This window comes from Enterobacter cloacae complex sp. P6RS, from assembly GCF_014982245.1.
GTDB classification, from domain to species: domain Bacteria; phylum Pseudomonadota; class Gammaproteobacteria; order Enterobacterales; family Enterobacteriaceae; genus Enterobacter; species Enterobacter bugandensis.
In genome coordinates, this window is sequence record NZ_JADCLB010000018.1 from 157316 (window position 1) to 173770 (window position 16455).

The 16455-nt window shown below is 56.6% G+C and carries 17 protein-coding genes; 10 read left to right on the plus strand and 7 right to left on the minus strand.

From position 1 onward, the window contains the following. Window positions 1-38 precede the first annotated feature (38 nt). The 6 genes from INF73_RS12145 (at window position 39) to pdxK (ending at window position 5665) form a co-directional block, all read left to right on the plus strand. The gene (locus tag INF73_RS12145) at window positions 39-1052 is read left to right on the plus strand and encodes a sulfate ABC transporter substrate-binding protein (protein WP_047368059.1); all 1014 of its coding nucleotides are present in this window, start codon (window positions 39-41) and stop codon (window positions 1050-1052) included. Beyond that, on the plus strand, window positions 1052-1885 hold the full coding sequence (gene cysT / locus INF73_RS12150) for a sulfate/thiosulfate ABC transporter permease CysT (protein WP_004123378.1): 834 nt from the start codon (window positions 1052-1054) through the stop codon (window positions 1883-1885). The genes INF73_RS12145 and cysT overlap by 1 nt, the downstream gene beginning before the upstream one ends. Further along, complete coding sequence (cysW, locus tag INF73_RS12155) at window positions 1885-2760, plus strand: sulfate/thiosulfate ABC transporter permease CysW (RefSeq protein ID WP_028014000.1); 876 nt, start codon at window positions 1885-1887, stop codon at window positions 2758-2760. Before cysT ends, cysW begins: the two co-directional genes overlap by 1 nt. Beyond that, window positions 2750-3844, plus strand: coding sequence for a sulfate/thiosulfate ABC transporter ATP-binding protein CysA (gene cysA, locus INF73_RS12160; RefSeq protein ID WP_008501607.1), 1095 nt, complete (start codon window positions 2750-2752; stop codon window positions 3842-3844). The genes cysW and cysA overlap by 11 nt, the downstream gene beginning before the upstream one ends. Window positions 3845-3911: 67 nt before the next feature. After that, entirely contained in the window at window positions 3912-4823 is a 912-nt protein-coding gene (gene cysM, locus INF73_RS12165) for a cysteine synthase CysM (RefSeq protein ID WP_059358547.1), read from the plus strand. Window positions 4824-4828: 5 nt separating this feature from the next. Further along, on the plus strand, window positions 4829-5665 hold the full coding sequence (gene pdxK, locus INF73_RS12170) for a pyridoxine/pyridoxal/pyridoxamine kinase (RefSeq protein ID WP_193540735.1): 837 nt from the start codon (window positions 4829-4831) through the stop codon (window positions 5663-5665). 44 nt (window positions 5666-5709) lie between these two features. On the opposite strand, the gene crr is transcribed toward pdxK, so the two are convergent. From crr to cysZ, 5 genes are all read right to left on the minus strand, one after another. Next, on the minus strand, window positions 5710-6219 hold the full coding sequence (gene crr / locus INF73_RS12175; protein WP_003861316.1) for a PTS glucose transporter subunit IIA: 510 nt from the start codon (window positions 6217-6219) through the stop codon (window positions 5710-5712). A 40-nt stretch (window positions 6220-6259) separates the two neighbouring features. Beyond that, window positions 6260-7987 carry a phosphoenolpyruvate-protein phosphotransferase PtsI gene (ptsI, locus tag INF73_RS12180; RefSeq protein ID WP_008501604.1) on the minus strand — a complete coding sequence of 576 codons (1728 nt, stop codon included), beginning with the start codon at window positions 7985-7987 and terminating at the stop codon, window positions 6260-6262. A gap of 44 nt (window positions 7988-8031) precedes the next feature. Next, window positions 8032-8289, minus strand: coding sequence for a phosphocarrier protein Hpr (gene ptsH, locus INF73_RS12185; protein WP_000487600.1), 258 nt, complete (start codon window positions 8287-8289; stop codon window positions 8032-8034). Window positions 8290-8606: 317 nt separating this feature from the next. After that, window positions 8607-9578 (minus strand): cysteine synthase A, encoded by a 972-nt coding sequence (gene cysK, locus INF73_RS12190; RefSeq protein WP_028013996.1) that lies wholly within the window; start codon window positions 9576-9578, stop codon window positions 8607-8609. Window positions 9579-9741: 163 nt separating this feature from the next. Then, entirely contained in the window at window positions 9742-10503 is a 762-nt protein-coding gene (cysZ, locus tag INF73_RS12195) for a sulfate transporter CysZ (RefSeq protein WP_028013995.1), read from the minus strand. Window positions 10504-10733: 230 nt separating this feature from the next. Between cysZ and zipA the strand changes: the two genes are divergently transcribed. The 3 genes from zipA to INF73_RS12210 all read left to right on the plus strand — a co-directional run bounded on the left by zipA (window position 10734) and on the right by INF73_RS12210 (window position 14001). After that, the gene (zipA, locus tag INF73_RS12200) at window positions 10734-11699 is read left to right on the plus strand and encodes a cell division protein ZipA (protein WP_193540733.1); all 966 of its coding nucleotides are present in this window, start codon (window positions 10734-10736) and stop codon (window positions 11697-11699) included. Window positions 11700-11768: 69 nt separating this feature from the next. Continuing rightward, window positions 11769-13784: an NAD-dependent DNA ligase LigA gene (gene ligA, locus INF73_RS12205; RefSeq protein WP_193540731.1), complete on the plus strand. Its 2016-nt coding sequence runs from the start codon at window positions 11769-11771 to the stop codon at window positions 13782-13784. A 1-nt stretch (window position 13785) separates the two neighbouring features. Next, a complete protein-coding gene (locus tag INF73_RS12210) occupies window positions 13786-14001 on the plus strand; it encodes a DUF3820 family protein (RefSeq protein ID WP_003861328.1) in 216 nt (71 codons plus the stop codon). Here INF73_RS12210 and INF73_RS12215 read toward each other — a convergent pair. Beyond that, window positions 13998-14993: a bile acid:sodium symporter family protein gene (locus INF73_RS12215; protein ID WP_041908807.1), complete on the minus strand. Its 996-nt coding sequence runs from the start codon at window positions 14991-14993 to the stop codon at window positions 13998-14000. The two genes, INF73_RS12210 and INF73_RS12215, sit on opposite strands and share 4 nt — an antisense overlap. Before the next feature lie 89 nt (window positions 14994-15082). Here INF73_RS12215 and INF73_RS12220 point away from each other — a divergent pair, with 89 nt between their 5' ends. Next, window positions 15083-16018: a LysR family transcriptional regulator gene (locus INF73_RS12220; protein ID WP_041908810.1), complete on the plus strand. Its 936-nt coding sequence runs from the start codon at window positions 15083-15085 to the stop codon at window positions 16016-16018. Here INF73_RS12220 and INF73_RS12225 read toward each other — a convergent pair. Further along, a complete protein-coding gene (locus INF73_RS12225) occupies window positions 16015-16353 on the minus strand; it encodes a FlxA-like family protein (RefSeq protein ID WP_041908812.1) in 339 nt (112 codons plus the stop codon). The two genes, INF73_RS12220 and INF73_RS12225, sit on opposite strands and share 4 nt — an antisense overlap. Window positions 16354-16455 lie beyond the last annotated feature (102 nt).

Sequence of the window (16455 nt, forward strand, 5' to 3'; positions counted from 1 at the left end):
TGACTATAAGATAGTCATCACATTTATAAGGGTGCGCAATGGCCGTTACTGTACTGAAAAAAGGAACTCTGGCGCTGGCAGGTTTACTGCTGGTGGCCCAGGCGCAGGCGACCGAGCTGCTGAACAGCTCGTATGATGTCTCCCGCGAGCTGTTTGCCGCCCTTAACCCACCGTTCGAGCAGCAGTGGGCGAAAGAAAACAATGGCGATAAGCTGACCATCAAGCAGTCCCACGCCGGTTCATCCAAGCAGGCGCTGGCGATCTTGCAGGGGCTGAAAGCAGATGTCGTGACCTACAACCAGGTGACTGACGTGCAGATCCTGCACGACAAGGGCAAGCTGCTCCCGGCTGACTGGCAGAGCCGCTTGCCAAACAATAGCTCGCCGTTCTACTCCACCATGGGCTTCCTGGTGCGTAAGGGCAACCCGAAGAACATCCACGACTGGAGCGACCTGGTGCGTTCCGACGTGAAGCTGATTTTCCCGAACCCAAAAACTTCAGGTAACGCGCGCTACACCTATTTAGCCGCGTGGGGCGCGGCAGACAAGGCTGACGGTAAGGATAAAGCGAAGACCGAGCAGTTCATGACCCAGTTCCTGAAAAACGTCGAAGTGTTTGATACCGGCGGCCGCGGCGCGACCACGACCTTCGCCGAGCGTGGTCTGGGCGACGTGCTGATCAGCTTCGAATCCGAAGTGAACAACATTCGCAAGCAGTACGAAGCGCAGGGCTTCGAGGTGGTTATTCCGAAAACCAACATCCTGGCCGAGTTCCCGGTGGCGTGGGTGGATAAAAACGTGCAGGCGAACGGCACCGAGAAAGCGGCAAAAGCCTATCTCAACTACCTGTACAGCCCGCAGGCGCAGGCCATCATCACCGACTACTACTACCGCGTGAACAATCCGGACGTGATGAACAAGCTGAAAGATAAATTCCCGCAGACCGCGCTGTTCCGCGTGGAAGATCATTTCGGCTCCTGGCCTGAGGTGATGAAAACGCACTTTGCCAGCGGCGGTGAGTTAGACAAACTGCTGGCGGCGGGGCGTAAGTAATGTTTGCAGTCTCGACTAAACGCGTGCTGCCGGGCTTTACCTTAAGCCTCGGGACCAGCCTGCTGTTCGTCTGCCTGATCCTGCTGTTGCCGCTCAGCGCGCTGGTGATGCAGCTTGCTCAGATGAGCTGGGCGCAGTACTGGGACGTAGTCACCAACCCGCAGGTGGTGGCGGCCTATAAGGTGACGCTGCTGTCGGCGTTTGTTGCCTCCATTTTTAACGGCGTGTTTGGCCTGCTGATGGCGTGGATCTTAACCCGCTATCGCTTCCCGGGCCGTACGCTGCTTGATGCCCTGATGGATCTGCCGTTTGCGCTGCCGACGGCGGTTGCGGGCTTAACCCTCGCGTCGCTCTTCTCCGTGAACGGGCTGTACGGCGAGTGGCTGGCGAAATTTGACATCAAGGTGACCTATACCTGGCTCGGGATCGCGGTGGCGATGGCCTTTACCAGTATCCCGTTTGTGGTGCGTACCGTGCAGCCGGTACTGGAAGAGCTGGGTCCGGAATACGAAGAAGCGGCGGAAACGCTGGGCGCCACGCGCTGGCAGAGCTTCCGCAAAGTGGTTCTGCCGGAGCTCTCTCCGGCGCTGATGGCGGGCGTCGCGCTGTCCTTTACCCGCAGCCTGGGTGAGTTTGGCGCGGTGATTTTTATCGCCGGGAACATCGCCTGGAAAACGGAAGTCACCTCGCTGATGATTTTCATCCGCCTGCAGGAGTTTGATTATCCGGCGGCGAGCGCGATTGCCTCGGTGATCCTGGCGGCCTCGCTGCTGCTGCTGTATTCGATAAACACTCTGCAAAGTCGCTTTGGTCGACGTGTGGTAGGTCACTGATGGCGGAAGTTACGCAATTGAAGCGATACGATGCGCCCCGCATCAACTGGGGTAAATGGTTTCTGATTGGCGTGGGCGTGCTGGTGTCCGCCCTCATTCTCGTCGTGCCGACGATTTATATCTTCGTCCAGGCGTTCAGCAAGGGGCTGATGCCCGCGCTGGAGAACCTGGCGAACCCGGACATGCTGCACGCCATCTGGCTGACGGTGCTGATTGCGCTGATCACCGTGCCGGTGAACCTGGTCTTCGGTACGCTGCTGGCCTGGCTGGTGACGCGCTTTAACTTCCCGGGACGTCAGCTGCTGCTGACCCTGCTGGATATTCCGTTTGCCGTGTCGCCTGTTGTTGCCGGTCTGGTTTACCTGCTCTTTTACGGCTCCAACGGCCCGCTGGGCGGCTGGCTGGATGAACATAACCTGCAGATCATGTTCGCCTGGCCGGGCATGGTGCTGGTGACCATCTTCGTGACCTGCCCATTTGTGGTACGTGAGCTGGTGCCGGTGATGTTAAGCCAGGGGAGCAACGAAGACGAAGCGGCGGTGCTGCTGGGGGCTTCGGGCTGGCAGATGTTCCGCCGCGTGACGCTGCCGAACATCCGCTGGGCGCTGCTTTACGGCGTGGTGCTGACCAACGCCCGCGCGATTGGTGAGTTTGGTGCGGTGTCGGTTGTATCCGGCTCGATTCGCGGTGAAACGCTGTCGCTGCCGTTACAGATTGAGTTACTGGAACAGGACTACAACACCGTCGGTTCCTTTACTGCCGCAGCGTTGCTGACGCTGATGGCGATTTTGACCCTGTTTTTGAAGAGTGTGGTGCAGTGGCGTTTAGAGAATCAGGAAAAACGTCAGCATCAGGAGGGAAATCATGAGCATTGAGATTGCCAATATTAAGAAGTCTTTTGGTCGCACCCAGGTGCTGAATGATATCTCACTGGATATCCCTTCCGGACAAATGGTGGCGCTGCTGGGGCCGTCTGGCTCGGGCAAAACGACGCTGCTGCGGATCATCGCCGGGCTTGAGCATCAGACCAGCGGGCACATCCGCTTCCACGGCACCGACGTGAGCCGCCTGCACGCCCGCGATCGTAAAGTCGGCTTTGTCTTCCAGCATTACGCGCTGTTCCGCCACATGACCGTTTTCGACAATATCGCCTTTGGCCTGACGGTGCTGCCGCGTCGTGAACGCCCGGATGCAGCAACCATTAAGGCGAAAGTAACCAAACTGCTGGAGATGGTGCAGCTGGCGCATCTGGCGGACCGTTTCCCGGCGCAGCTTTCCGGCGGGCAGAAGCAGCGCGTGGCGCTGGCGCGCGCGCTGGCCGTTGAGCCGCAAATACTGCTGCTGGATGAACCCTTCGGCGCGCTGGATGCGCAGGTGCGCAAAGAGCTGCGTCGCTGGCTGCGCCAGCTGCATGAAGAGCTGAAATTCACCAGCGTCTTCGTGACCCACGATCAGGAAGAGGCGATGGAAGTCGCGGACCGCGTGGTGGTCATGAGCCAGGGCAACATCGAGCAGGTTGACGAGCCGGAACAGCTCTGGCGCGAGCCGGCGACCCGCTTCGTGCTGGAGTTTATGGGCGAGGTGAACCGCCTGCAGGGCACCATTCGCGGTGGACAGTTCCACGTCGGCGCGCACCGCTGGCCGCTGGGCTACACCTCCGCGCATCAGGGGCCGGTTGATCTGTTCCTGCGCCCGTGGGAAGTGGACGTTAGCCGCCGCACCAGCCTGGATTCCCCGCTGCCGGTGCAGGTGCTGGAAGCTAGCCCTAAAGGACACTACACCCAATTGGTGGTACAGCCGCTGGGCTGGTATACCGAGCCGCTGACCGTGGTCATGCGCGACGACGTCCCGCCGCACCGGGGTGAGCGCCTGTTTGTCGGGCTGCAGCATGCGCGCATCTATCACGGTAAGGAGCGGATTGAGACGCGCGAGGATATTGCTCTGGCGGAGTCAGCCTGATAGGTTATTGAGTATGTTTTTCGCCCGGTGGCGTGATGCTTACCGGGCTTTTTATTGAGTAAAAATCGTGAATACACTCGAACACACCATCGGCAACACCCCTCTGGTCAAGCTTCAGCGCATGGGATGTGCCAACGGCAGCGAAATCTGGGTCAAACTCGAAGGCAATAACCCGGCAGGGTCGGTGAAAGACCGCGCGGCGCTGTCGATGATTGTCCAGGCCGAGAAACGCGGTGAAATTAAGCCAGGCGATGTGCTGATTGAAGCCACCAGCGGTAACACCGGTATCGCGCTGGCAATGATTGCGGCGCTGAAAGGCTACCGCATGAAGCTGCTGATGCCGGACAACATGAGCCAGGAGCGCCGCGCCGCGATGCGCGCCTACGGGGCCGAGCTGATTCTGGTAACCAAAGAGCAGGGGATGGAAGGGGCGCGAGACTTAGCGTTAGCGATGGCCGAGCGCGGCGAAGGTAAACTGCTCGATCAGTTCAACAACCCGGACAACCCGTACGCGCACTACACCACCACCGGCCCGGAAATCTGGCAGCAAACCGCCGGGCGCATCACCCATTTTGTCTCCAGCATGGGCACTACCGGCACCATTACCGGCGTGTCCCGTTTTTTGCGCGAGCAGGAGAAACCGGTCACCATTGTTGGTCTGCAGCCGGAAGAGGGGAGCAGTATTCCGGGCATTCGCCGCTGGCCCGCGGAGTATATGCCGGGCATTTTTAATGCGCAGCTGGTGGATCGGGTGCTGGATATTCATCAGCGCGAGGCGGAGAATACCATGCGTGAACTGGCCGTGCGTGAAGGCATCTTCTGCGGGGTCAGCTCGGGGGGCGCGGTAGCGGGGGCGTTGCGCGTGGCGCAGGCAAACCCCGGTGCGGTCGTGGTGGCGATTATCTGCGATCGCGGCGATCGCTATTTGTCTACCGGCGTCTTTGGTGAAGAGAGTTATTCGCAGGGGGCGGGGATTTAAGCGTCATGGAGATGATTCTATTCCGGGATAACACCCGGGCGCAGCAAACCGACATTGTCGCGGTGCAGTCGCAGGTGGTTTACGGCAGCGTGGGGAACAGCATTGCGGTGCCAAATATTCGTACCCACCGGCTGAACGTGACCGCCGTGCCGACGGTGCTGTTTAGCAACACGCCGCACTACGACACCTTCTACGGCGGGGTGATCCCCGACGAGTGGTTCAGCGGCTACCTGAAGGCGCTGGAAGAGCGCGAGATCCTGCGCGAGCTTAAAGCGGTCACCACCGGCTATATGGGCAGCGCCAGCCAGATCGCGCTGCTGGCGCAGTGGCTGAGGGCGGTCAAAGCGCAGCATCCTGACCTGCTGGTGCTGGTCGACCCGGTTATCGGCGATATCGACAGCGGAATGTACGTGAAGCCGGATATCCCGGAAGCCTACCGGGAACACCTGCTGCCGCTGGCGCAGGGGATTACGCCAAACGTTTATGAGCTGGAAGTATTGAGCGGTAAGTCGTGCCGGGCGCCGGAAAGCGCTATTGCGGCGGCACAGGGGTTGCTCTCTGACACCCTGAAATGGGTGGCGATCACCAGCGCACCGGTGGCCGAAGACCCGCAAAACATCCACGTGGTGCTGGTGACGCGTGAGGGCGTGACCGTCAGCGCGCATCCGCGCGTAGAAACCGATCTGAAAGGGACGGGGGATCTGTTCTGTTCAGAACTGGTGAGCGGCATTGTTGAGGGGAAAACCGTTGCCGATGCCATTCGCATGGCCGGCGATCGGGTGACGGACGTGATGCTCTATACCCAGTCGAAAGGCTACGACGAGCTTATCCTCCCTGCATAAACAAAAATGGCGCCCGAAGGCGCCATTTTTCTGTGCGGCAAGAATTACTTCTTGATGCGGATAACCGGGGTTTCGCCCACGGTGACGCTGCCAGACAGTTTGATCAGTTCTTTGATTTCGTCCATGTTGGAGATAACAACCGGCGTCAGGGTAGACTTGGCTTTTTCTTCCAGCAGTGGCAGATCGAATTCAATCACCGGGTCGCCAACTTTAACACGCTGGCCTTCTTCCGCGATACGCTTGAAGCCTTCGCCTTTCAGTTCAACGGTGTCGATACCGAAGTGAACGAACAGTTCGATACCGCTATCAGATTCGATAGAGAACGCATGGTTGGTTTCAAAAATTTTACCGATGGTGCCGTCAACTGGAGCAACCATTTTGTTGCCAGTTGGTTTGATAGCAATGCCATCACCAACGATTTTCTCAGCAAACACTACATCCGGCACGTCTTCGATGTTGACGATCTCGCCGGAGAGCGGAGCAACAATCTCAATAGTTCCGGAGTCTTTCTTATCATCAGAAACCAGAGATTTCAGTTTATCGAACAAACCCATGATCTTCTCCTAAGCAGTAAATTGGGCCGCATCTCGTGGATTAGCAGATTGTTTTTTCTTCAATGAACTTGTTAACCAGCGTCATTAACTCGTCCGTTGTCGGTTGAGCAAGAGCCTGCTCTGCTAACACCTTCGCATCTTCGAAGTTCGTATTACGGATAATCTTCTTAATGCGCGGGATGGAAATGGCGCTCATAGAGAATTCGTCCAGACCCATACCCAGCAACAGAAGTGTAGCACGTTCGTCGCCTGCAAGCTCACCACACATGCCAGTCCATTTACCTTCTGCATGAGAAGCATCAATAACTTGCTTGATCAAGTTCAGTACGGACGGTGACATTGGCTGGTAGAGATGTGAAATCATATCATTACCACGGTCAACTGCCAGGGTGTACTGCGTTAAATCATTGGTGCCGATACTAAAGAAATCAACTTCTTTGGCTAAATGACGCGCAATGGTCGCCGCCGCTGGTGTTTCCACCATCACGCCGATCTCAATTGACTCGTCAAATGCTTTACCTTCGTCGCGCAGTTCCTGTTTGTAGATTTCGATCTCTTTCTTCAGTGCACGCACTTCTTCAACAGAGATGATCATCGGGAACATGATGCGCAGCTTACCGAAAGCGGAGGCACGCAGGATAGCGCGAACCTGGTCACGCAGGATCTCTTTACGATCCATCGCGATACGCACGGCACGCCAGCCCAGGAACGGGTTCTCTTCTTTCGGGAAGTTCATGTACGGCAGCTCTTTGTCGCCACCGATGTCCATGGTACGGACGATAACCGCCTGTGAGCCACACGCTTCTGCGACGGCTTTATACGCAGCAAACTGCTCTTCTTCCGTTGGCAGCGCGTCGCGGTCCATGAACAGGAATTCTGTACGATAGAGACCAACACCTTCCGCACCGTTGCGCTCAGCGCCATCAACGTCGCGTACGGTACCGATGTTTGCGCACACTTCTACCTGATGGCCGTCCAGGGTGATGGCTGGCAGGTCTTTCAGCTTAGCGAGTTCCGCTTTTTCAGTCGCAACCTGCTCCTGAACCGCGCGCAGTTTTTCGATCTCTTCGTTAGTTGGGTTGACGTAAACCAGATTATTTACGGCATCCAGAATCAGATAGTCGCCGTTTTTCACCTGAGAGGTGACGCTACCGGTGCCCACGATGGCAGGCAGTTCCAGAGAACGCGCCATGATTGAGGTGTGGGAGGTACGGCCACCCGCGTCGGTGATGAAACCAAGGACCTTTTTCAGGTTCAGCTGTGCGGTTTCAGACGGGGTGAGGTCAGCGGCAACCAGGATCACTTCATCCTGAATCGCGCTCAGGTCGATAATGGCCAGGCCCAGGATGTTGCGCAGCAGGCGCTTACCGATGTCACGTACGTCAGCCGCACGCTCTTTTAGGTATTCATCATCCAGCTCTTCCAGGGCAGTTGCCTGACCTTCGATAACTTCATGCGCAGCCGCGTCGGCCGTCATGCCTTTATCTTTAATCAGGGCTATGATTTCCTGCTCCAGCTCCTCATCTTCGAGCAGCATGATATGCCCTTCGAAGATGGCTTCTTTTTCTTCACCGAAAGTTTCGCCAGCTTTAGTTTTGATCGCTTCCAGTTGCGCAGATGCCTTGGCACGACCGCTCAGAAAACGTTCAACTTCCTGATCAACCTTGTCGGCAGAAATTTTTTTCCGGTCGATGACGATCTCGTCTTCTTTCAGCAGCAGTGCTTTGCCGAAAGCGATACCCGGGGATGCTAAAATGCCTGAAATCATAACCCTACCTTACTTGTGACTGATATTTAAAAGAACCCGGAAACTTACTCGAGCTCAGCCATCAGTTTAACCAGATGCTCAACTGCTTTCTGCTCGTCTTCACCTTCAGCAGAGATGGTAACAACGGTGCCCTGAGTCAGGCCCAGAGTCTGCAGTTTGAACAGGCTTTTTGCGCTAGCGCTTTTGCCGTTGGAAGTTACAGTGATTTCAGAAGTGAAGCCTTTCGCTTCTTTAACAAACTGAGCAGCAGGGCGGGTGTGCAGACCGTTCGGAGCGGTAATGGTAACTTCTTGCTGGAACATTGTATTTCCCCAACTTATAGGTTTAGTGTTGTGGAACTAAAGTCTAGCCTGGCGGCTTAACTTTAGCCTGTATTGTTAGCGCTGACGTTTCAATCGTCATTAAACATTATGCAGCGAAAGGAAGACTTGAACCAAATCATAAAATCGATTCAGCAAGGGTATTTCGTTCACTGATTAATTTCACGCTTCAAAATAATTGCTGGTTTAAATACCAGACACATCGGGGTGAAGCAATGCCAGGAGGGTCAAAAGTTTGAAGCAGGCCACAAAAAAGCACCCGAAAAGGTGCTTTTTTACGCGTTATTAACATACTGGCACTACTGTTGCAGCTCTTTTTCCGTGAACAGATCGGCAAACAGTGCGGTGCTCAGGTAACGCTCACCCGAAGAAGGAAGGATAACCACAATATTCTTATTGGTAAAGGCTTCATCTTCCTGAAGTTTGAGCGCTGCCGCAACGGCCGCACCGGAAGAGATACCCGCCAGAATGCCTTCTTCATCCATCAGACGACGCGCGGTAGAGATGGCTTCTTCGTTCGTGATGGCAACGACTTTATCGATCAGCTTCAGATCCAGGTTACCCGGAATGAAGCCCGCGCCGATGCCCTGAATTTTATGCGGGCCAGGCTTAAGCTCTTCACCCGCCAGCGCCTGAGCGATAACCGGGGAGTCGGTAGGTTCAACGGCAACGGTAATCAGCTCTTTTTTACCTTTTGTGCCTTTAATATAGCGAGACACGCCGGTCAGCGTGCCGCCGGTGCCGACGCCGGAGATAAATACGTCAACCTGGCCGTCAGTATCTTCCCAGATTTCCGGGCCGGTGGTCTTCTCGTGAATTTCAGGGTTAGCTGGGTTGCTGAACTGCTGCAGCAGAAGATATTTCGCCGGATCGCTGGCCACGATCTCTTCCGCTTTCTGAATGGCACCTTTCATGCCCTTCGCGCCTTCGGTCAGGACCAGGTTCGCCCCCAGCGCTTTGAGCAGTTTGCGACGTTCGATGCTCATGGTTTCCGGCATGGTCAGGGTCAGCTTGTAGCCGCGTGCGGCAGCAACATAGGCCAGAGCGATACCGGTGTTACCGCTGGTCGGTTCCACCAGCTCAACGCCTGGCTTCAGCACGCCGCGTTTTTCAGCATCCCAAATCATGTTTGCACCGATGCGGCATTTTACGCTGAAGCTCGGGTTGCGTGATTCGACCTTCGCCAGAATGCGTCCATTACCGATACGGTTCAGTCGAACCAGGGGCGTATGACCGATAGTCAGCGAGTTGTCTTCATAAATCTTACTCATGGCCTGTCCTTAACTGTATGAAATTGGGATACCGACCCAGCATACCTGCTAAGCAGGTAGGGGGAAGTAAGGAATTCGCATATCTATATACTGCAAGGAAATAATGGGGATCAGTATGGAATAAGGGGCGGCATAAGCCACCCCTGCTTTACACATTTTTGCATTATTTCCATAACGCGTGCTTAGCACGATAGCAGTCCACCCACATCGCCGTCGCGCCGCAAACCGCAACCGGCATGATGAACAAGTTAAGGAAGGGAATCATGGTGAACAGGCTGGTCAGCGCGCCGAACTGCATATTGGCGACCTTCCGGGTGCGCAGAGCGGTGCGCATCGCTTTAAACGGCACCTTGTGGTTATCGAACGGATAGTCGCAGTACTGGATGGCCAGCATCCAGGCGCTGAACAGAAACCACAGCACCGGCGCAACCGTCTGGCCAATGCCGGGGACAAAGTAGAGGGCAAGGAGTACAACCGCGCGGGGGAGGTACCAGGCAAACTTCTGCCACTCGCGCTTCATAATGCGCGGGATATCTTTCACGATCCCCAGCACGCCCGTGTCCGGAGGCGTTGCGCCGGTAAGCCGCGCCTCCAGCTGTTCCGCCAGCAGGCCGTTAAACGGCGCGGCTATCCAGTTCGCGATCGTTGAGAATAAATAGCCGAATACCAGCAGCACGGAGATGACCGCCACCGGCCAGAGCAGGTAGTTAAGCCACTGCAGCCAGTCCGGCACGTAGCTCATCAGCGACGGGATCCAGCTTTCGAGCTTTGTGAACAGCCACCAGAACGCGCCGCCCATCAGAATAATGTTGATCAGCAGCGGCAGAATGACGAAGCGACGGATACCTGGCAGTGAGACCAGCTTCCAGCCCTGAGAAAAATACCAGACGCCGCTGCGCGGGGGAGAAGACGATGTTGAAACCATAACCAGGCTGTACTCCTTTTTTCACAACCAGTGGAATTGCCCGCCTATATTATCCACTTGCGGACCAATGACCAGTTCGGAAATGTTCGAAAAACCAGCAAAAAGCACGATTTACTTCATCTTTATGCTGCGAATGCTCTGCACACACTTGCACTTGACGTAAACGGCAAATACTCTTAGTGAGTAAATGTTTGCCGTGGTGGCAAGGTGTTAGAACAACAGAGAATATAATGATGCAGGATTTGCGTCTGATATTAATCATTGTTGGCGCGATCGCCATAATCGCTTTACTGGTACATGGTTTCTGGACCAGCCGTAAAGAGCGTTCCTCGATGTTTCGCGATCGCCCACTGAAGCGCATGAAGTCCAGTCGTGATGATGATGACACTGAAGATGACATCACCGGTAGCGACGACGACGGCGTGGGTGAAGTTCGTGTTCATCGGGTCAATACTGCGCCCGGCGCGGCTCATGGGGAGCATGAAGCCCCCCGCGCTCCGCAGCACCAGTATCAACCGCCGTATGCCTCTGCCCAGCCGCGCCAGCCAGCGCCGCAGCCAGTGGAAGAACCTGTACGTCAGCCGCCGCAACCGCCTGTACAACAGCAGCCCGCTGCGCCACAGCCGGTTCAACAGCAACCTGTGCAGCAGCCCGTGCAACAGCAACCTGTGCAGCAGCCTGTTCATGTACAGCCTGCGCCGCAGCCCGCTCCGGCTCCGCACGTTGAACCAGAGCCGGTCGTCGAGCCTGAACCGGTTGTTGAAAAGCCGCAGCGTAAAGAAGCGGTGATCATCATGAACGTGGCCGCGCATCACGGCAGCCATCTCAACGGTGACGTGTTGCTCAACAGTATTCAACAGGCAGGCTTCAAGTTTGGCGATATGAACATTTTCCATCGCCACCTGAGTCCTGACGGTAGTGGTCCGGCGCTGTTTAGTCTGGCCAATATGGTCAACCCAGGCACCTTTGACCCGGAAATGACCGGTGATTTCGTGACGCCGGGTGTCACTATCTTTATGCAGGTGCCGTCCTACGGCGACGAGCTGCAAAACTTCAAGCTGATGCTGCAGTCCGCTCAGCACATCGCTGATGAAGTGGGTGGTGTGGTGCTCGACGATCAGCGTCGAATGATGACCCCGCAGAAGCTGCGCGAGTATCAGGACCGCATCCGTGAAGTTAAGGAAGCCAACGCGTAATTGTCGCGTTTACTTCAACTCCTCCTCAACCCCCGCCTGTCGGGGGTTTTTTCTCATTGATGGTGCGATATGGACTCAATCGAACAACAACTCACTGAACTGCGAACCACGCTTCGCCATCATGAATATCTCTATCATGTTATGGACGCACCGGAAGTGCCTGATGCGGAGTATGACCGGCTGATGCGCGAGCTGCGCGAGCTGGAGGCGCAGCACCCGGAACTGATTACGCCAGATTCTCCGACCCAGCGCGTCGGCGCCGAGCCGCTGGGGGCTTTCAGCCAGGTGCGTCACGAAGTGCCGATGCTGTCGCTGGACAACGTCTTTGATGAAGAGAGCTTCCTCGCGTTTAACAAGCGCGTGCAGGACCGTCTGAAAAGCAGCGATTCCCTCACCTGGTGCTGCGAGCTGAAGCTCGACGGCCTGGCGGTCAGCCTTCTCTATGAAAACGGCGTGCTGGTGCGCGCCGCCACGCGTGGCGACGGTACGACGGGGGAAGACATCACCACTAACGTGCGAACCATCCGCGCGATCCCGCTGAAGCTGCAGGGCGACAACATCCCTGCGCGTCTGGAAGTGCGCGGCGAGGTGTTCCTGCCGCAGGCGGGCTTCGAGAAAATTAACGAAGAGGCGCGTCGCACCGGCGGGAAAGTGTTTGCTAACCCGCGTAACGCGGCGGCAGGCTCTCTGCGCCAGCTTGACCCGCGCATCACCGCGAAGCGACCGCTTACTTTCTTCTGCTACGGCGTCGGTATTCTGGAAGGTGGTGAGTTACCGGACACGCACCTCGGGCGTCTGCTGCAGTTTAAAGCCTGGGGCCTGCCGGTGAGCAATCGCGTTCAGCTCTGCGACTCGCCGGAAGCGGTGCTGGCGTTCTACCACAAAGTGGAAGAGGACCGTCCGACGCTCGGCTTTGATATCGATGGCGTTGTCATCAAGGTCAATTCGCTGGCGCTGCAGGAGCAGTTGGGCTTTGTGGCGCGTGCGCCGCGCTGGGCGGTGGCGTTTAAATTCCCTGCCCAGGAGCAGATGACCTTCGTTCGCGACGTGGAGTTTCAGGTGGGCCGTACGGGCGCTATTACCCCGGTCGCTCGACTGGAGCCGGTGCAGGTCGCAGGCGTGCTGGTGAGTAACGCTACGCTGCACAACGCCGATGAAATCGAACGCCTCGGCCTGCGCATTGGTGACAAAGTGGTCATTCGCCGCGCGGGCGATGTTATCCCGCAGGTAGTGAACGTTGTTGAGTCAGAACGTCCTGATGATACGCGCGAGGTCATTTTCCCGACCCACTGCCCGGTATGCGGCTCTGACGTAGAGCGTGTGGAAGGCGAAGCGGTGGCCCGCTGTACGGGCGGCCTGATCTGCGGCGCGCAGCGTAAAGAGTCGCTTAAGCACTTTGTTTCCCGTCGCGCAATGGACGTTGACGGCATGGGCGACAAGATTATCGATCAGCTGGTTGAGAAAGAGTATGTCCATACGCCAGCGGATCTGTTCAGGCTCACGGCAGGCAAACTGACCGGTCTGGATCGCATGGGGCCGAAGTCAGCCCAGAACGTGGTTAACGCGCTGGAAGCAGCGAAAGAGACGACCTTCGCCCGCTTCCTGTACGCGCTGGGCATTCGTGAAGTCGGCGAAGCGACGGCGGCAGGTTTAGCCGCATACTTTGGTACGCTGGAGGCGCTGGAAAAGGCAAGCATCGACGAGCTGCAGAAAGTGCCGGACGTCGGCATCGTCGTCGCCACGCACGTCTTTAACTTCTTTGCCGAAGAGAGCAACCGCGAGGTCATCGGCAAGCTGCTGGAAGAGGGCATTAAATGGCCCGCGCCGGTGGTGGTCAACGCCGAAGAAATTGATAGCCCATTTGCCGGTAAAACCGTGGTGCTAACCGGTAGCCTTAGCCAGCTTTCACGCGACGATGCAAAAACGCGTCTGGTGGCGCTGGGGGCCAAAGTGGCGGGCAGCGTGTCGAAGAAAACCGACCTGGTGATTGCCGGCGAAGCTGCGGGTTCGAAGCTGGCGAAAGCCCAGGAGCTCGGCATTGAGGTTATCGACGAAGCGGAAATGATGCGCCTGTTAGGAGAGTAACGTGGAGAAAGAGCAGCTTGTTGAGATCGCCAATACGGAAATGCCGTTCGGTAAATATAAGGGCCGCAGGCTGATCGATTTGCCGGAGGAGTACCTGCTGTGGTTCGCCCGCAAGGACGAATTCCCCGCCGGGCGCCTGGGCGAGCTGATGGCTATCACGTTACTGATCAAAACCGAGGGGCTGACCCAGCTGGTGCAGCCCCTGAAGCGTCCTTAAGCCTTCGCGGCGCGGGTCTCTTCCTGCGCCAGCTTTTCCGTCTGGCGCTTGTAGCGACGCGCCAGCACCGCGCAGACCATCAGCTGGATCTGATGGAAAATCATCAGCGGCAGCACCATCATCCCGATCACCGAGGTGGGGAACAGAATGTTCGCCATCGGGATGCCGTTCGCCAGGCTCTTTTTGGAGCCGCAGAAGACGATGGTGATCTCATCGGCTTTGCTGAAGCCGCATTTGCGCGCCACAAAAACGTTCACCGCAATGACAATTGCCAGCAGAACGAGGCTGACCACCACGATAAACAGCAGCGAGCCTGCGCCCACCTTATGCCAGATCCCGTTTACGACCGCTTCGCTGAAGGCGGAATAGACCACCAGCAGAATCGACGACTGGTCGGTTTTAGAGATCCATTTCTTATGCTTCGCCACGAACGCCCCGGTCCACGGACGCGAGAGATGGCCCAGGACAAACGGCAGCAGCAGCTGCAGGCAGATTTTGCCGACCTGTTCAAGGTTACCTTCCGCGCCGTGCATGTTCATCAGCAGGCCCACCAGCAGCGGGGAGACGAAAATCCCTAACAGGCTGGATGCCGATGCGGAGCAGACCGCGGCTGCAACGTTCCCTCCGGCAAGAGAGGTAAAGGCAATGGCAGACTGCACGGTGGCCGGGAGAATACAGAGATACAGGAAACCGGTGTAGAGCGCCGGATCGACGTTAACCGGTGCCCACCAGGCAAACAGCACCCCGAGGATCGGGAACAGAATAAACGTGCTGCACATCACCCAGAGGTGCAGTCGCCAGTGGCTACCGCCAGCGATAATCGCTTCGCGGGAGAGCTTTGCGCCGTGCATAAAGAACAGCAGTGCGATGGCGGCTGTCGTCAGTCCCTCAAAAAAAGGGACGAAACCGCCGCGAGCAGGGAAGAACGAGGCCAGTAAAACGGTAGCCACCAGGGTGAGCGTAAACGGATCAAGAATACGAAATAGTTTCATAATGACTCCTGAAAACAGATGTCGCTATTGTGCTTTTTTCCATTTGAGAAATAAAATTGATTTATTGCATCCATTCATGAATTAAACAGATGAATTATTCCCTACGCCAGCTTCGCATTTTCGTCACCGTCGCCCATGCCCGCAGCTTTAGCCGGGCAGGTGAAATGATCGGCCTGAGCCAGTCGGCGGTCAGCCACAGCGTGAAAGAGCTGGAAAACCAGACCGGCGTTAGGTTGCTTGATCGCACCACGCGCGAAGTGGTCCTGACCGAAGCGGGGCAGCAGCTGGCCCTGCGTCTTGAACGGCTGCTTGATGAGCTGAACAGCACGCTCAGAGACGTGGGGAGGCTGGGGCAGCAGCTGTCGGGCACCGTGCGGGTTGCGGCCAGCCAGACGATATCCGCGCACCTTATCCCGCAATGTATTGCTGAGGGTAACCATCGCTATCCTGATATTGATTTTGTCCTGCATGACAGACCGCAGCAGTGGGTGCTGGAGAGCATCCGCCAGGGCGATGTGGATTTTGGTATTGTGATCGATCCTGGCCAGGTGAGCGATCTGGAATGCGAAAGCGTTCTTTCTGAGCCTTTTTTACTGCTCTGCCGTGACGACGACCCGCTGGCAGCGTTGCTCGAGGTCAGCTGGCAGTCCCTGCAGGGGGCGAACCTGGTTTTACAGGATTATGCCTCAGGCAGCCGTCCGCTGATTGATTCCGCGCTGGTGAATCAGGGCGTTAAGGCAACGATCGTGCAGGAGATTGGTCATCCGGCCACGCTGTTTCCGATGGTGGAAGCCGGAATTGGCATCAGCGTGTTGCCCGCTCTGGCGCTTCCCCTGCCGCAGGGAAGCCAGCTGGCGGTGAAGCGGCTGACGCCCGTTGTCGAACGAAAGCTGATGCTGGTGCGGCGAAAAAATCGTTCGCTCTCGGGTGCGGCGCAGGCCATCTGGGAAGTGGTGCGTATCCAGGCACAACGATTAACCGAGGCCCGCATACGCGATCCACTGTTTAACGCATCAGACGATTAGATGTAGATATCAATCTGATTAGTGTCTGACGGGCTATTCACGCCTTCTACTTTGCCCAGTTTTTGATCCTGCTTCTTCTGAGCTTCTTCGGCCTGCTGGCGCTGCAGTGCGGCGAGCTGTGCCTGCAGCACTTTGATCTGGGTCTGAATCAGTTCCTGCTGCTTCTTCTTCTCATCTGCGCTGCCGGGGCTGTTTGCCAGCTCTTTTAACTGCTGGGTCAGCTTTTTGATCTTGTCGAGAATGCGGGTGATTTGCGCAGAGATATCGTTACTGCTCGAAGTGCCACTCGCGCCGCTGGTTTGAATCTGTTGGGTTGAAGCCTGAATGGTCGTCATACTTTTTCCTCGCGTTATAAAACAGAGGTATCGGCACCGACGGGATTAGCTTGAGGAAAATGCGGCAGGTTCATATTTTTATATCGCAGATAGCAAAAAAGC

Bases quoted from the DNA above. Each gene is read 5' to 3' on its own strand.
- INF73_RS12145 (WP_047368059.1), top strand. From the start codon at position 39: ATGGCCGTTACTGTACTGAAAAAAGGAACTCTGGCGCTGGCAGGTTTA.
- cysT (WP_004123378.1), top strand. From the start codon at position 1,052: ATGTTTGCAGTCTCGACTAAACGCGTGCTGCCGGGCTTTACCTTAAGC.
- cysW (WP_028014000.1), top strand. From the start codon at position 1,885: ATGGCGGAAGTTACGCAATTGAAGCGATACGATGCGCCCCGCATCAAC.
- cysA (WP_008501607.1), top strand. From the start codon at position 2,750: ATGAGCATTGAGATTGCCAATATTAAGAAGTCTTTTGGTCGCACCCAG.
- pdxK (WP_193540735.1), top strand. From the start codon at position 4,829: ATGGAGATGATTCTATTCCGGGATAACACCCGGGCGCAGCAAACCGAC.
- crr (WP_003861316.1), bottom strand. From the start codon at position 6,219: ATGGGTTTGTTCGATAAACTGAAATCTCTGGTTTCTGATGATAAGAAA.
- ptsI (WP_008501604.1), bottom strand. From the start codon at position 7,987: ATGATTTCAGGCATTTTAGCATCCCCGGGTATCGCTTTCGGCAAAGCA.
- ptsH (WP_000487600.1), bottom strand. From the start codon at position 8,289: ATGTTCCAGCAAGAAGTTACCATTACCGCTCCGAACGGTCTGCACACC.
- cysK (WP_028013996.1), bottom strand. From the start codon at position 9,578: ATGAGTAAGATTTATGAAGACAACTCGCTGACTATCGGTCATACGCCC.
- cysZ (WP_028013995.1), bottom strand. From the start codon at position 10,503: ATGGTTTCAACATCGTCTTCTCCCCCGCGCAGCGGCGTCTGGTATTTT.
- zipA (WP_193540733.1), top strand. From the start codon at position 10,734: ATGATGCAGGATTTGCGTCTGATATTAATCATTGTTGGCGCGATCGCC.
- ligA (WP_193540731.1), top strand. From the start codon at position 11,769: ATGGACTCAATCGAACAACAACTCACTGAACTGCGAACCACGCTTCGC.
- INF73_RS12215 (WP_041908807.1), bottom strand. From the start codon at position 14,993: ATGAAACTATTTCGTATTCTTGATCCGTTTACGCTCACCCTGGTGGCT.
- INF73_RS12220 (WP_041908810.1), top strand. From the start codon at position 15,083: ATGAATTATTCCCTACGCCAGCTTCGCATTTTCGTCACCGTCGCCCAT.
- INF73_RS12225 (WP_041908812.1), bottom strand. From the start codon at position 16,353: ATGACGACCATTCAGGCTTCAACCCAACAGATTCAAACCAGCGGCGCG.